The following is a 14019-nucleotide window of genomic DNA, read 5'->3' as shown; positions in this document are numbered from 1 at the left end:
TCCCCTCCCTTTATTGCTGGATTCTGAACGGTACCCGAATCGTCACCCACATGCGAACTCGGACGCCGTCGCTGGTCGCAGGCCTGTATCGCCAGTTCATCACGGCCTCTTCAGTCGCATCCTCGAAACCAAGGTTTCGTCCTTCTACTCTGGTGATTCGAACCTCTTCGACAGACCCGTTGATTCCGACCAGCGCCTCGACCTCGACCAACCCCTCGGCTCGCGCCCTTTCCGCCATGGCGGGATACGAGGGTGACTCTTGATAGATCACGACAGGTGGAACAACCCCCGGACCCTGAACAACGATGTCGCCCTCGCGAACCGAGGGCGTTGCTGTAGGCGGAATCGGCGTTGGTGTCGCCGTCGCCGGTACGCGGGTAGGCGTGTCGGTCGGCGCCGGGGTCGGGGTCTCCGTTGGCACCTCGGTCGGTGTTTCGGTAGGGGTCGGAGTCGGTGGTACAGGGGTCGGAGTCGGGAACTCCTCTTCGATGCGCTCGCGAAGTGCCTCTTCCTGCCTGGTAATTTCCTCGGCCGCCACTTCGCGAGCGCGGTTGATCATTTCCTCCTCCGACATCAATCCGGTCGTCGGTACCGGAGAGGGTGTTTCTGTTGGCAACGAACCGATCGGCACAGCCCCCCGAGTCGCCCTCGAATCTGATCCCTCGCGGCCGAAGAACCACCACCATCCGGCACCTGCAAGAACCAACACCAGAGCGATGGCTCCGAGGATTCCCCACACGCGTTTCCCGTCGGAGTCAGACCTGGTGGGCTGGATTACGATCCCGGAATCTTCGAATCCGAGGCCGACCTCATCCACCGCTGGCTTGGCATCTGTCGGCATGTGGGCGAAGCCATCGTCACCATGGGAAGCATCATCAGGCTCGATCGGGGGCGGTGTCTCTGCGCCGCCGCCAGTAGGTGGTTCGGAGGGAGGAGGCGGTTGTTGAGATTCCGGAGGCGGAGTCGTGAGCTCGGGCTCGGGAGATGCGGCATCGCTGGTTGCCGCGGCCGCAGCGTCCGCATCGATGCTCCTCAGAAACGCTACGAGGGTAGAGCAATCTGCCGACCACCCCCTGTTGCGCACGAGTTTTTCGAGATCTCGCTTCAGATCTTCCGCCGATTGATAGCGATCGTCACGTTCGGCGTTGAGGGCCAGGAACACGATCCGGTCGATCTCCGCGTCGACCTCAGCGTTCTTCATCGACGGTGCGGTGATGATTGGATCTCGCACCTGCTCGAGGACCGAAAGCTCGGAGGTGCCGGTGAAAACCTGCTCGCTGGTGAGCATTTCGTAGAGAACAAGGCCGAGCGAAAAGATGTCCGACCGGTGATCGATGTCCTTACCCCAGGCCTGCTCGGGTGACATGTACTGTAGCTTGCCCTTGAGGGCTCCGGCCCTGGTCTGGGTTGCCTTGGTCGCCGCTTTGGCGATGCCGAAATCGCAGAGCTTCACATCGCCGTCGTACGAGATGAGCACGTTTTGCGGCGAGACGTCCCTGTGGACAAGGCCTAAAGCCCGGTCCTCGAAATCGTGCTTCTTGTGGGCGTATTCGAGGGCGGATGCCAGCAAGTCGGTGATATAAATTGCAAGCTCGATCGGCATCCTCACGCCGCGCTTGCGGCATTCCTCGAGGATCGATCGAAGATCCCGGCCATCGATATACTCCATCGCGATGTAATGCGACCGGTCGATCTTGCCGAGATCGTAGATGTGAATGATGTTGTTGTGGTTGAGTTGGGCGGCCAGTTTCGCCTCATCAATGAACATCCGGACGAATTCATCGCTATCAGTGAGGCTGGATAGGATTCTCTTGATGGCGACAGTCTTTTGGAACCCCTCCATGCCCATCATGCGGGCTTTGTAGACATCCGCCATGCCGCCGGTGGCAATGTGCTCCTCGATGACGTATTGGCCAAACTCCCTACCCAACGGCGCCGAACCCTCAGGGGAAGGGGACGGTCTTGGCGTGACCGGAGTCTCCTCCTCAACCCGGGGGGGCGCGTCCGCAGCTGGCGGTTTCGCAGGGGTCTCCGCTCCCCGGGCTACCTTCTTGGGGGCCACGGGGGTTGGCTCTGGGGCGGAACCCGAGGGTTTCGCAGTGGGTGGAGTGGCCAGTTTAGGTGGAGATTCGGGCTTCGGCGGCCGCTTCGAATCGGCGGCACGCGGGGCTGCCTCCTTCCTGAGCGCCGCGATATCCATGCCGGACAAGGTTTCGGAAAGCAGCTTGTCCACGTCCTCGTCCGCCGATGACGGCGTGCTTTGCGGTGGCGTTGGGGTATCGTCTTTCAGAATCTCAGCAAGCACATCATCGACATCAGACGCCTTGCCTGTTCCTCCTTCGGTCGCCGCTGGTTTCTCTTCGGCCGCTGCCGGCTTCGGAGGTTTGACTTCGACCGCCCTCGGGGGCATCTCAGGAGCAGGCTTGGAACGTTTCTGGACCACGTCCGCGGGTGGCTGGACCGGCTGCCGTTCGCCACCTTCCATGTCCGACAGGATGTCGCCGAAGAGATCGTCGGACGTTATCGGCCCGTCTTTGCCATTGGAAAGTCCGGCGTTGCGACGTAGAGTTTCGAGCATTTCCTGCGGAATTGCCTGAGTCGCCGCCGGGCTCGGCGCATCGAGGGCAAGCTTCTCGACTCGATTGCGGAGAATTTCAGCGCCAAACGGGCGTTCGAGTATGTCCTGCGCACCGTAACGAACCGCGTCCTCACGCGGGTTATCTCCCTGGTAGCCGGACATGAGAATGAGGAACGGCGTGGCGCGCAGTCCCGCGCGGGCGCGAAGCTGCGTGATCGCATCCTCGATCTTCACCTTGGGGAGCACCGAGGTAATGATGACAATTGTGGGCTCGAAGTTGGCACAACGATCGACGGCAGCGTCAGTCGAGTCCGCGATTTCGAGGAGAAATTCGGGACCGGCGAGAGCCGTCTTCACGTGCTCCACGCTGCGCGGGTCGTATTCGACAAGGAGAATTTTCGTGCTCAATGATCCGCCCTCGATCTCTTCGCTGGTCGAAGAGCCCTGACCTCATTATCTGTCACAGGGTTGCAAAGTCAACCGTGGACGGCCGTGTCTCATCCTCCGCCTCAGCGCCTCTATAGTTGGTGGATTTCACCTGCCCGGCTCCGACTCCTCAGAGTATCAACGGCAGGGCGCTATAATGCGATTCCTTCTGTTCGTTTCGACCATTTGGTGCCGCGGGAGGACGGGGAGGCGTAATGTCGGGTCACAACAAATGGAGCACGATCAAGCACAAAAAGGGGCGAGCTGACGCCAAGCGCGGCAAGCTCTTCACCAAGATCATTCGCGAGATCACCGTCGCCGCTCGCGAGGGTGGAGGCGATCCTGAGAGCAATCCCAGGCTTCGCGCTGGCGTGGCCGCAGCGAAGGCTGCCAATATGCCTGCGGACAACATCAAACGGGCGATAGACCGTGGCACCGGTGATCTCGACGGGGTGGCGTATGAGGAGGTCAGCTTCGAGGGTTACGGGCCCGGAGGAGTCGCCGTGATGCTGGAGATTCTGACCGACAACCGCAATCGCACGACGCCCGAGATTCGCCACCTCTTTTCGAAGCACGGCGGAAATCTCGGCGAGAACGGTTGCGTCTCGTGGCTGTTTGCGCGCAAGGGTTTGCTCCTGGTCCCTCGATCGGATGAGATCGACGAGGACGAAATCATGGAACTCGCGCTGGAAGCCGGAGCCGAAGATCTCGACACGGAGGATCAGGACTACTATCGGATCTACACCTCACCCGACGAGCTACACAGCGTCAAGGACAGCCTGGAAGCCGCCAACAAAAAGCTCGTCATCGAAGCCGCACAGATGGAAATGGAGCCTTCAAGCACCACCCGCCTCGAAGGGAAGCCTGCCCAACAGATGATTCGTCTGATGGAAGCGTTCGACGACCACGACGACGTACAGAATGTGTGGGCCAATTTCGATGTCGACGACGAGCTCCTGACCGAAGGTTGATAGCGGTTCGGCATGGCTGTGCGTGTCCTTGGCATCGACCCCGGATCCAGGGCCACCGGCTGGGCACTGGTCGTGAGCGAAGGAAATCGATACCGACTCGAACGTTTCGGCGTCATCCGCCCGCGCGGGGAGCACAGGCACCAACGGCTCGCCGACTTGCAGCGGCGACTGGCGGAGACCGCTGGAAAACTTTCACCGGATTGCGCCGCCGTGGAGTCCTCTTTCTCCGGTCTCAATCCGAAAACCGGTCTCGCACTCGCCGAAAGCCGGGGGGTGATCCTGGCTGTGCTTGGCGAGCTCGACCTGCCTGTCGAATCCTACAGCCCGGCGCAGATCAAGTCCGCGGTTGTCGGTTATGGTCGAGCCGATAAGCAGCAGATTTCGTACATGGTTGTGCGACTCCTCCAGCTTGCGAAGGCTCCGCCACACGATGCTGCGGACGCCATGGCGATAGCACTCACACATATTCACTTTGGGGCATCCAGAACATCTCGTTGACGCCCCCAGGGGCTCATGCTACGATGCCCTGCCTTCATTTTCGAATGAGGCATAACAGGTCGCATCGACGCGAAACCCGCGAACGCTCGTTTGGGGGTTGAAAGGCCGGTGTGAAATGGGATATGGATGGGTCTGGAACCTTTCCGCGCTTGAGGACTCTAACCAGGAGGAGGCAAGACCGTGACTGGACAGGTAGCAGAGTATTTTCGCCAGGGTGGTATCTTCATGTGGCCGCTTCTTTTCTTCTCGGTGCTGGCGGCAACCGTGGCCATCGAACGCTTCATCGTGTTCTCGAAGGCCAAGATTAACGTCCCCGAGTTCTTGACCAAGATCCGAAAGGCATTGCTGGTCAATCATAACGTCAAGGAAGCGATCAAGATCTGCGAGCAGAGCAAGGGCCCAGTGGCCTCGGTGATGAAGGCCGGTCTGCTGCGCTATGGTCACCCCCGTGAGGACATCGAGAAAACAATCGAGAATGCTGCGCTCTATGAGCTCGATCGGCTTGAGAAGCGCCTCGGCGTGCTCGCAACCACAGCGAACGTCGCGCCGATGCTCGGCTTCCTCGGCACGGTTGCCGGCATGATCAAATCCTTTGCGACTCTTGCTGAGCAAGGTCTTACCAACCCCGCCGCAGTCGCGGTCGGCATTTCGGAGGCGTTGATCACTACCGCCACCGGTCTCATCATCGCAATTCCTGCACAGCTGACCTACAACTGGTACACAACAAAGATCACTCGTTTCGTGCGTGACATTGAGACCGCATCGAACATGTTGATCGAGACCTTCACCGAGATGGACAGCCAGCGTTACAGTCAGGGAGGCGAAGGCCAGGCCTAGAAGGGAGTCCGCAGATGGCACTCATCCGCGGTAGAGAGCGCAAAGATGCAGCACAGATTTTCACCGCATCGATGGCGGATATCGTGTTCCTGCTCATCGTGTTCTTCGTGCTCACTTACAAGGTCGAGGTCGACCGCACGAAGATGGATCTCCCGGACACCTGGGTTCGTATCAAGGTCCCCGAAAAAGCAGCGGTAATCTCGATTGCTCCGCCGGACGATCTCACAGCGCCATTGACAGTGCGCGTTTCCACGGGCGAAGAGATGTCCTTGCCTGTCAGCACCAACGAAGAAGTGGTGACATTTGCCTCGACAGAGGTGGCGCGGAACCCCAACAAGGAGTTCATCATAAAGGCAGATGAGCAGGTGCCGTATGAACACGTGGATGCGGTGCTCGACGCTCTCAAGCAATCGAAGGTCAAGTTTATTTACTTGTTGTCCGAGCAGAAGACCGTGGAAGAGTAGGCGGGAGCGACTATGAAGATCAAAAAGAAGGAAATTCAGTCGGAGATCTTCACCGGGTCGATGGCCGACATCTCGTTTCTGCTGATCATCTATTTCATGATCACGTCGGCATTTTCTGCGACCCGCGGTCTCGACTTCGCTTTGCCCGAAGAAACCGATACTCCTGAGATCAAGCAGGAAGATTCCATCGACGTCCACGTGATGCGTGGCGGCGCAATCGAGGTTGACACGAAGGGCCTGCCGCTCGAAGGGCTGCTTCCCTATGTGCTCGAGAAACTCACGCAGAATCCAGAAAAACCAGTGATTCTGCGAACCGACCCCGACGCGACATACGGCGACATGATCCGTGTCTTCGACACGCTGCGCCAGGCTCCGGACGAGTGGACGGACGCTGATGGCCAGCCGATGCACATGGATGTTCACGGGAACCCGTTGACGGAGATCAAGACCATCTCGATCCCGACCAGACGTGAGATCGAGAATCTGTGGTCGATGCTCGGGATCCAATAAAAAGGGGGAAGCCATGAGCGGTTCTCCAAAGTCCGCGCCGAAAAACAAGGGCGATCAACTGCCGTTGACGACCGCCGAAACGCTGGCTCTCGAAGCCAATCAGGACAAGAAGGCGGCGCGATGGGCACTGGGAATCGCCATCATCTTCCACGTCATCATCTTCGCCATGCATTGGCCCTCCTTCGCGAGTGGCCTGTCTGATGCCAAGGAAAAGAAGAGCAAAATCTACGTCGTCAAGCAGGTCAAGTTCAAACAGCCGCCGCGGCGTGAGATGCAGCAGATTCCGAAGCCGAAAACACAGAAGGTGCCGATTCCTGATCCGACCCCCGACGAGCCAGAGCCGATCCGGGACGAAGAGCCTGAAGAAGACATCGACTTCGTGCCCGATGACAACCTCGTCCTTGGTGTCCCTGACGCTCCTCCTCCACCCGAGCCTGAAGGACCAATTCGGTTCGTTGTCGGAGGCAACATCACCGAGCCGAAAAAGATCAGCGGTCCGAACCCGGTCTACCCAGAAGCGGCGCGAAGAGCACGGATCCAGGGTGTCGTTGTTCTGGAGTGCACGATCGGCAAAGATGGACGCGTGCAGAGCGTCAAGGTTCTTCGTGGACTGCCTCTCGGCCTCACCGAGACAGCCGTCGATGCTGTCAACAAGTGGAGGTTCGAGCCGTCGACTTTGAACGGGAAACCGGTGGAGGTCCTCTACATTCTTACTGTTCGATTCAATCTGCAGTAAACCTCCATAATGTCCCTGCATGGATCTTTGAGCGAGCTCCCTCTGCCCGACGTCATTCAACTCGTGAGTGTTTCGGGCAAGACCGGTATGTTCAAAATCCGATCTAACGACGTTCAGGGGAAAATCTTTCTCAAAGACGGCCAGATCGTCGACGCCCAGGTTGGCGAACTCCGTGGTGACAACGCGGTGTACGAAATGGCCATCTGGTCCGAGGGCACTTTTTCGTTCATACCCGGGGAGGTATCGGATCGAGATACCATTCACATGTCCAACGCCAGCCTCATGATGGAGGCGGCCCGTCGGCTTGACGAGTGGCGAGTGTTGTCGCGGAAGATACCCTCACTCGACTTGGTCCCATACTTCACCACCAGGGAACAGGTGGCCGACCAGGTAACTCTCAGTCCCCAGGAATGGATTCTCGTCACGCGCATTGATGGCGTTCAGACGATCGAGGAGATTGGCCGGGGACTCAAATGGACACCATTCGACGTTTCCAAGCTGCTATTCGGGATGGTCACCAACGATCTCGTCGCCCTGGGAAACCCGGGAGCCGGTGGTAGGGGCCATCAAAGGTGGCAAACTGGCCCAAATCCCGTCACTCTGCTCGGGTTGGCAGATAAGATTCGCTCCGTCGCGATCGATGTGGTCGGCTCCGGGGGTGAACGAACCATCGAAAAGCAGTACACTGCAGCGCGGACTCTGATCGAGCGGGGAGAAGGATTTCACGCTCTCCGAGGGATGGTAGAGCAACATACCAAGGCAATCTCCCTCCTCAAGGGCAATGAGACAGCTGCCATGTTCGATGAGCAGGTCCGGCCTTTGTTGGGGGAAATGCAAAGAACATGATAGTGATCTCGTGAGATGTACTGGAGGCACAGAAAATGAAATCGAGGGTCAGTCGAGCGGCGATTGCATGCACGGCAGCTGTCATAATGCTGGCGACGGCGGCGCCCGCGCACGCCGAGTGGAACAAGGGCCTTGAGGCCTACAAACAAAAAGACTGGGCAACTGCCGCCAAGGAATTCGAGGAGGTCACCAAGACCAATCCGGATTATGCGGGGGGCTACTACATGCTGGGAGTGTCGCAGCGCGCCCTCGGCCAGCTCAGCCCGGCCATCGCCAACCTCCGCAAGGCGGTGGATCTCGATGACAGCCAGGCATCCTACAAGATCGCGCTCGGCCAGGCGCTACTGCAAGCGGACCAATATCAGAACGCGTACGAGCTCCTGAAGCCGCTCAGCCTGAGCTCGATGGAAGCTTCGCATCGCTCCAGCTACGCCTTGCTCTTCGCCCAGGCAGCAACTAAAACGAACCGCCCGAGCGAAGCCGTTAGCGTGCTGTCGACCCAGGCGAGAGCGGATTCGAACAACTACCGCTTGCAGCAGGCTCTCGGATCGGCCTACACAGCAGCTGGCGACGATGCCAAGGCGTTCGAGGCCTTCAAAAAGGCCTACCAGCTCAACCCGAGGGACACGACCAGTGCACGGAACGCGGTGCGAGCAGGGCTTTTGCTTGGCCGGCGCTCGGGGTCAGATTCGGCAAAGAGCAATTACTACTCTCAGGCCGGCCAGATTGCCGACGAGTTGGCCAAAGCCTCGCCGACGTTCGACCACCAGCTTCTCGCTGGTGAAGCCTGGCTCGGAGCAAAGCAGTACCAGAAAGCGCTGCAATGGTTTGACAGCGCCAAAGCCAAGCAGTCCAGCAATCCTCTGGTTTACTACTACTCGGCACAGTGCAAGACGCAGATGAACCAGCTGAACCCTGCAATCGCAGATCTGCAACAAGCACTCAAAAACCGTCCCTCTGGAAAACTACGCACTCAGATCTATAACCAGGGTGGCTACATCTACGACAAGAAGAAGGACTACAACAACGCCATTCAGTGGTATTCGGAAGCTGGTAACTCCAAGATGGTGAGCGAGATGCAGACCAAAAGGGATGCAGCCGCGCAGAATGTCCAGGCGCAGCAAGAGTGCTCGGAGTTCAAGCGAAGGATCGACGCCCTCAAGCTCCAGGTCGATGAGCTCGAAAAGCTCGGGGACATCGAAAATGCCAAGCTGCTCCAAGAGCAGCTCCCCGGCCTCGAGAAACAGTACCGAGAAAATTGTGGTTGATAGAATAAATCGATTGATCAGAGCGCGGCCTTCGGGCCGCGCTTTTTTGTGTTTCAACTCTCCGCTGCGCCTCGCGAATGGCGGGCGAGGGTAACACCCGCCGCGATCAGGGGGAGCAGCACACAGACCGCGCCCTGCAAAACCAGCACCGGCGTCGAAATGGTTACTTCCGAGAGTCCGAGTGACGAGGTCAGACGCGAGAAGCTCGCCACGAGCATCATCGACCCCACGATCGCGAGAAGACCGGCTACCGTTCCCGGGATTACCACCGCCACCAAAAACGGGCCGCGGATCGTGCCTTCGGTCGCGCCGACGAGGCGCATGATGGCAATTTCATCTGCATGCCGATAGAGTTCCAGGTGAACCCACACAGCTGCCAAAAGAAGCGCGCTGGCCAGAAGGACGCCGCTCAGCACACCCACGACAGTAGCCAGGCGGCCGGCAACCTGACCGAGGGTCTGTTGGATTGAGGAGCGTGGACCAACCGCCAGGACCTCTTCCCGCCCGTCGAGAACAGCGACCGAATCGGGATCATCCGTCTGAATCTCGATCAGCGGCGGCAAGGTCGAGTCCCCCGTATCGATCAAATCTTCAAGGTAGGGAAACCAACGCTGGAGGCGGCCGATGACGTCACTGTTGGACACCTCAGAAATCTTCCATTCCGGGTTCTCAGATGCGCGGTCGGCGATCCAGCGACGTCTCTCGCCCGACTCCATCTGCGGGTGGAGCAGCACTGCCACCGAGCTCTTTTCGCCGGCCATCCCAGCTATCGGGTCGAGCCATTGGTGAAGAGCAACGCCGACACCCGCCAACGCAACCGGCACTGCCAGCGAAAATGCGAGAACTAAGCTGACGGCCGCACGTTCGCGCAGGATGACCAGACCTTCGGCAACCGCATGCCGGATCATGGTGGCCACATTCCATCGTAGTGAATTTGGCCCTGATGCAGGACGAGTGTCCGCGCGGGTATGGACTCGAGAATCGCGTGGTCGTGGGTCGCGACCAGCACTGTTGCGCCCTGGTAGTTGATGTCACACAGCAGACTGAGAAGCTCGGAGGCGAGGTCTGCGTCGAGGTTACCGGTCGGCTCGTCAGCGAGAATCAGACGCGGTTGGTAGGCGAGCGCACGAGCTATTGCCACGCGCTGCTGCTCACCTCCCGAGAGGGCATCCGGAAAAGCCGACTGACGGTGTTGGAGACCCAGACGTCGAAGCACCTGGGACGCCCGCCGGTGTGCTTCTCGCGGTGGCACTCCGTGAATGCGGAGCACAAAGGTGATGTTTTCGATCACCGTCTTGCGCCGCAGAAGCTTAAAATCCTGGAAAATGACGCCGATTTTGCGCCGCAGGAGGGGCAGCCGCGACCTCGACATCTCCTCGACTCGGCGTCCCGCCACCCAGACTTCTCCACGTGTTGGCCGCTCGGCTGAGTAAAGCAGTCTCAGCAGCGTCGTTTTCCCTGCTCCTGATGGCCCGGTCAGAAAAACGAACTCGCCGGCATCGACCTGCAGGTCCAGGGAGTCGAGAATCGCACGCCGATCATACTCCTTGGTAACGGAACGAAGGCGGATCACGGGTTAACAGGCGCTCTCATCGCCGGAGCTCGGGCTTGAAATGACCTCTGACCGTGATCTCTCAACACACCCCCCGGAGACCCCGAATTGTATCATTGGGCGATGCAAAGGCTGGACGGCCTGACATCCATCGGCGACGACCGTGTCATGGTGTTTGAAGCTGGTGGCGCGGCCATGCTCTTTGCCCTTGGCCCGCCAACACCCACCTTGTCATCCGATGCACGAATGAGACGACTTCTTGGCGACCTCGGCGATCGGGTCGACGCCATCCGCTGGTGTGAACAGATTCACGGTCGAATTGTCGCCTCGGTGGCCGCAGAGCCGGGTTGGCCTTTCAAACAAGTCGCCTGCGTCGGCAGGTGCGACGCCCTGATGACAGCCTCCCGGCGACTTGGTCTTGCCGCATGGTCGGCCGATTGTGTGCCAATACTTCTCGTCGGTGATGGTGTCATCGCCGCCGTACACTCCGGTTGGCGCGGAGCGGCCGCCGACATCACGGGGGCCGTGGTGCGGCAGTTCGAAGTCGAGTTCGGTGTCCCATCCGACCGACTCCACGCGGCCCTCGGGCCCGCCATCTCGGGCCCGCGGTACGAAGTCGGCAACGAGGTCATCGACAGCCTCCGTGTCATCGACGTCGACGAAGGACAATGGTTGTCGGGCAACCATGTCGATCTCCGCGGCTTTCTCCGCTCTCGCCTGGAGATTCTCGGCCTTGATGCGAAGAATGTTCACCTCGTTGGCCCGTGTACAGCTTCGACCCCCGAACTCGCCTCCTACCGGCGAGATGGCCAAGAAGCCGGGCGGCAGTGGTCGATGATTTACCGATTTGCCTAACCCTGGGCTAACGGCCCCTGAGCTGGCCGCACGCTGCCGCGACCTCCGTGCCCTTTGACCATCGAACTGTCACGGTCAATCCTGCGTCCTTGAGGCGCGCCGCGAATCGATCCACGGTCTTCTCGGGCGGGCGCCGAAGTCCAGGTAGAAATTCCTCGTCTTGGTTGAGTGGAATGACATTGATCTTTGCAGGAATACCGCGAATCAGATCTGCTGTGGCCTGGGCGTCCGCGACGGCGTCGTTGAATCCATCGATCAGCACGTACTCGAAGGTGATCCTGCGACCACGCTCCAACGGAAATTCCCGCAGGGCGATGAGGAGATTGGCGAGAGGATAACACCTGGATATCGGCATGATCTGCTCTCTACGCTCCTGATCGGGGGCATTCAGTGAGACAGCCAGCTTGGGACGTTTCGCGAGCCCGCCGAGCCACTCGATCCCGGGAAGGATGCCGGCGGTCGACACCGTGATTCTCTTCGGACTGACACGTTCGAAAAGGACCTCAAGCGCGGATCCCAGATTGGCAGTATTGAGCAGGGGCTCACCCATGCCCATGAACACGATGTTCACCCGTTCGATCTTCCGATCGAGGTATCGGAGCATCGTGCGGTACTGACCGACAAGCTCATCCGCGCGCAAATTTCGGCCCGCACCGACTGCACCGGTCACGCAAAAGGTGCAGCCAACAGCGCAGCCCGCTTGCGAGGACAGGCAAAGGGTCGCCTTGGCACCTTCGCGCATTGAGACACCCTCGACGTGGACGCCGTCTTCCAGGGCGAACAGAAACTTTTGCGCACTGTCATCGTCATCCACGATCTGCACCACCTCGGGCTCGTCGAGACGAAATCGGCGCTGGAGATCTCGACGAAGTTCAACTGGGAGGTCGGTCATATCGCTGAAATCCACTGCGTTGCGGTCTATCACCCAGCGTGCGATCTGCGCGCACCGAAAACCGCGATCGACATGGGGAGCGACGATGTCGGCGATCTCTTGCGAGCTCCGACCTACCAGATTGATGCGATCAACCCTCTCTGGCAGCAAGCTCACGTCCGCGGATCGCCGTCTGGCTCCGACTGTGGTCGCGGAAGGAGTTTCGGAGGCGAGCGGTGACGACCGGCGGTTATGCCGAGCGATTCCAGAAATCTTGCATCATCCACGCCAATTCGGTACTCGGGTATCACCGAGCCGTCTTCGACGTGGAGCCGCATCGTGCCGCGGCCAACCTCTATCGACCCGTCTTCACCGCAGACCAGGGACGTCTCCAACATCATCACGGCCTGCCATCCGTCATCGTGCAGTTCCTCGAGACAGTCCCGGACCTCCTCCGAGCGCACCACGGTCGAATGGAGGGCCTTCCCGAGCCTTCTGAGCAGCTCTTGCAGCCGTTGGGTTCTCGATTCTTCCATCATCCTCCGCCTGAACAACCTCTGGTCCAGGCACCTTCTTCCCATCCTACCTCATTGTCCGCGAGAACGACCTTTGCTAGCGTGGCCGCATGAAGATGCTCCAGCGCCTACCGGATCCCTGGGTTCGTGAACGGGAATTGGCTGGCGACGCGTCACACAGGCGGTATGCACGCATCTGGGATCGTCTCGGGCGCTCGGCGGTCATCGTTCGCTATCCGCGCTCGGTCCGCGATCAGCTCGAACGAGATCTCTCAGTGCGCATGTGGTGCGAGGAGCACGGTCTGAGGGTTCCGTCGCTTTTGGACCACGATCTTGGCCACGGTTGGGCCGTGCACGAGGATTTCGGGGTTGAAGACGCCGAGCGGACCCTTGAAATTGCTCGTCCTGATGAAAGGGTAGAGCTCGCACTTCGCTGCCTGCGACCCCTGGTCAGACTTGCCGAATTGCCGCCCGATGAACTCCCCCGGTGGAATTCACCGCTGCACGGCAAGCGACTTCGGTGGGAGCTTGCAGGGTTCGAATTGTGGGTCATGCGCCATCTTATGAACGCCAACCCATCGCCAGCTATCGGCGACTGGCTCGATGAGCTTGCGGCCATCATCAACGAGCACCCGGTGCGTGTCTGCCACCGCGATTTCCACCTCAACAACTTGTTCCTCTTGCCGGAAGAAGAGGTGGGCGTGATCGACTATCAAGACATTCTGATCGGGCCCGACACCTACGACATGGCGTCTCTCCTGGGTGAGCGCGCGATGCCTCGGGTGCTTGCTGCAGTAGAAAGGCAGAGAATTCAGAACGCATGGGCGACTGCAACTCGAGCCGAGGCCGGCTGGCCGGAGCGCTTTCTGTTGGTGCGGATCCAAAGAGGATTGAAGGTTCTCGGAACTTTTGCCCGTTTGACGGCAACCGGCGCCGCGTCTTATGAACAGTGGATCGAACCGCTGGCCCGCGATCTGGCCGCCGAGGTGGGTGATACAAATGCTCCTTCAGACTTGGTGGGCCTTCTGCTAGACTTGTCGCGGCGTCACGACGGCGGAAACTGTGGAACGGATCGCGAGTGACGCTCGACTA

The 14019-nt window shown here is 59.5% G+C and carries 15 protein-coding genes; 10 read left to right on the top strand and 5 right to left on the bottom strand.

What is annotated here, in order from left to right:
• Positions 1-10 precede the first annotated feature (10 nt).
• On the bottom strand, positions 11-2986 hold the full coding sequence (locus tag LJE93_01290) for a TonB family protein (protein MCG6947538.1): 2976 nt from the start codon (positions 2984-2986) through the stop codon (positions 11-13).
• A 233-nt stretch (positions 2987-3219) separates the two neighbouring features.
• On the opposite strand from LJE93_01290, the gene LJE93_01285 reads away from it, so the two are divergent.
• The 8 genes from LJE93_01285 to LJE93_01250 all read left to right on the top strand — a co-directional run bounded on the left by LJE93_01285 (position 3220) and on the right by LJE93_01250 (position 9134).
• Positions 3220-3975 (top strand): YebC/PmpR family DNA-binding transcriptional regulator, encoded by a 756-nt coding sequence (locus tag LJE93_01285; protein MCG6947537.1) that lies wholly within the window; start codon positions 3220-3222, stop codon positions 3973-3975.
• A gap of 12 nt (positions 3976-3987) precedes the next feature.
• On the top strand, positions 3988-4473 hold the full coding sequence (gene ruvC / locus LJE93_01280; GenBank protein ID MCG6947536.1) for a crossover junction endodeoxyribonuclease RuvC: 486 nt from the start codon (positions 3988-3990) through the stop codon (positions 4471-4473).
• A gap of 180 nt (positions 4474-4653) precedes the next feature.
• Positions 4654-5310, top strand: a complete 657-nt coding sequence (locus tag LJE93_01275; protein MCG6947535.1) for a MotA/TolQ/ExbB proton channel family protein — start codon at positions 4654-4656, stop codon at positions 5308-5310.
• A gap of 14 nt (positions 5311-5324) precedes the next feature.
• Positions 5325-5774 (top strand): biopolymer transporter ExbD, encoded by a 450-nt coding sequence (locus LJE93_01270; GenBank protein ID MCG6947534.1) that lies wholly within the window; start codon positions 5325-5327, stop codon positions 5772-5774.
• Between the two features lie 12 nt (positions 5775-5786).
• Positions 5787-6284: a biopolymer transporter ExbD gene (locus LJE93_01265; GenBank protein MCG6947533.1), complete on the top strand. Its 498-nt coding sequence runs from the start codon at positions 5787-5789 to the stop codon at positions 6282-6284.
• A 13-nt stretch (positions 6285-6297) separates the two neighbouring features.
• A complete protein-coding gene (locus LJE93_01260; GenBank protein ID MCG6947532.1) occupies positions 6298-7020 on the top strand; it encodes a TonB family protein in 723 nt (240 codons plus the stop codon).
• Positions 7021-7029: 9 nt separating this feature from the next.
• Positions 7030-7866 (top strand): DUF4388 domain-containing protein, encoded by an 837-nt coding sequence (locus LJE93_01255; protein MCG6947531.1) that lies wholly within the window; start codon positions 7030-7032, stop codon positions 7864-7866.
• Between the two features lie 35 nt (positions 7867-7901).
• Positions 7902-9134 (top strand): tetratricopeptide repeat protein, encoded by a 1233-nt coding sequence (locus LJE93_01250; GenBank protein ID MCG6947530.1) that lies wholly within the window; start codon positions 7902-7904, stop codon positions 9132-9134.
• 53 nt (positions 9135-9187) lie between these two features.
• On the opposite strand, the gene LJE93_01245 is transcribed toward LJE93_01250, so the two are convergent.
• Positions 9188-10042 (bottom strand): hypothetical protein, encoded by an 855-nt coding sequence (locus LJE93_01245; GenBank protein MCG6947529.1) that lies wholly within the window; start codon positions 10040-10042, stop codon positions 9188-9190.
• Complete coding sequence (ftsE, locus tag LJE93_01240; GenBank protein MCG6947528.1) at positions 10039-10707, bottom strand: cell division ATP-binding protein FtsE; 669 nt, start codon at positions 10705-10707, stop codon at positions 10039-10041. The genes LJE93_01245 and ftsE overlap by 4 nt, the downstream gene beginning before the upstream one ends.
• 102 nt (positions 10708-10809) lie before the next feature.
• Between ftsE and LJE93_01235 the strand changes: the two genes are divergently transcribed.
• A complete protein-coding gene (locus tag LJE93_01235; protein MCG6947527.1) occupies positions 10810-11541 on the top strand; it encodes a polyphenol oxidase family protein in 732 nt (243 codons plus the stop codon).
• A gap of 7 nt (positions 11542-11548) precedes the next feature.
• Here LJE93_01235 and rlmN read toward each other — a convergent pair whose 3' ends face one another.
• Together rlmN and LJE93_01225 are read right to left on the bottom strand one after the other, a co-directional pair.
• On the bottom strand, positions 11549-12589 hold the full coding sequence (gene rlmN / locus LJE93_01230) for a 23S rRNA (adenine(2503)-C(2))-methyltransferase RlmN (GenBank protein ID MCG6947526.1): 1041 nt from the start codon (positions 12587-12589) through the stop codon (positions 11549-11551).
• Complete coding sequence (locus tag LJE93_01225; protein MCG6947525.1) at positions 12586-12948, bottom strand: hypothetical protein; 363 nt, start codon at positions 12946-12948, stop codon at positions 12586-12588. The genes rlmN and LJE93_01225 overlap by 4 nt, the downstream gene beginning before the upstream one ends.
• An 89-nt stretch (positions 12949-13037) precedes the next feature.
• Here LJE93_01225 and LJE93_01220 point away from each other — a divergent pair, with 89 nt between their 5' ends.
• A complete protein-coding gene (locus tag LJE93_01220; protein MCG6947524.1) occupies positions 13038-14009 on the top strand; it encodes a phosphotransferase in 972 nt (323 codons plus the stop codon).
• The last annotated feature ends 10 nt before the right edge of the window (positions 14010-14019 follow it).

It is taken from the genome of Acidobacteriota bacterium (assembly GCA_022340665.1).
In the GTDB taxonomy this organism is placed as follows: Bacteria; Acidobacteriota; Thermoanaerobaculia; order Thermoanaerobaculales; family Sulfomarinibacteraceae; genus Sulfomarinibacter.
Note: the sequence above shows the minus strand (reverse complement) of the source record. Positions and strands in the feature narration are given on the sequence as shown.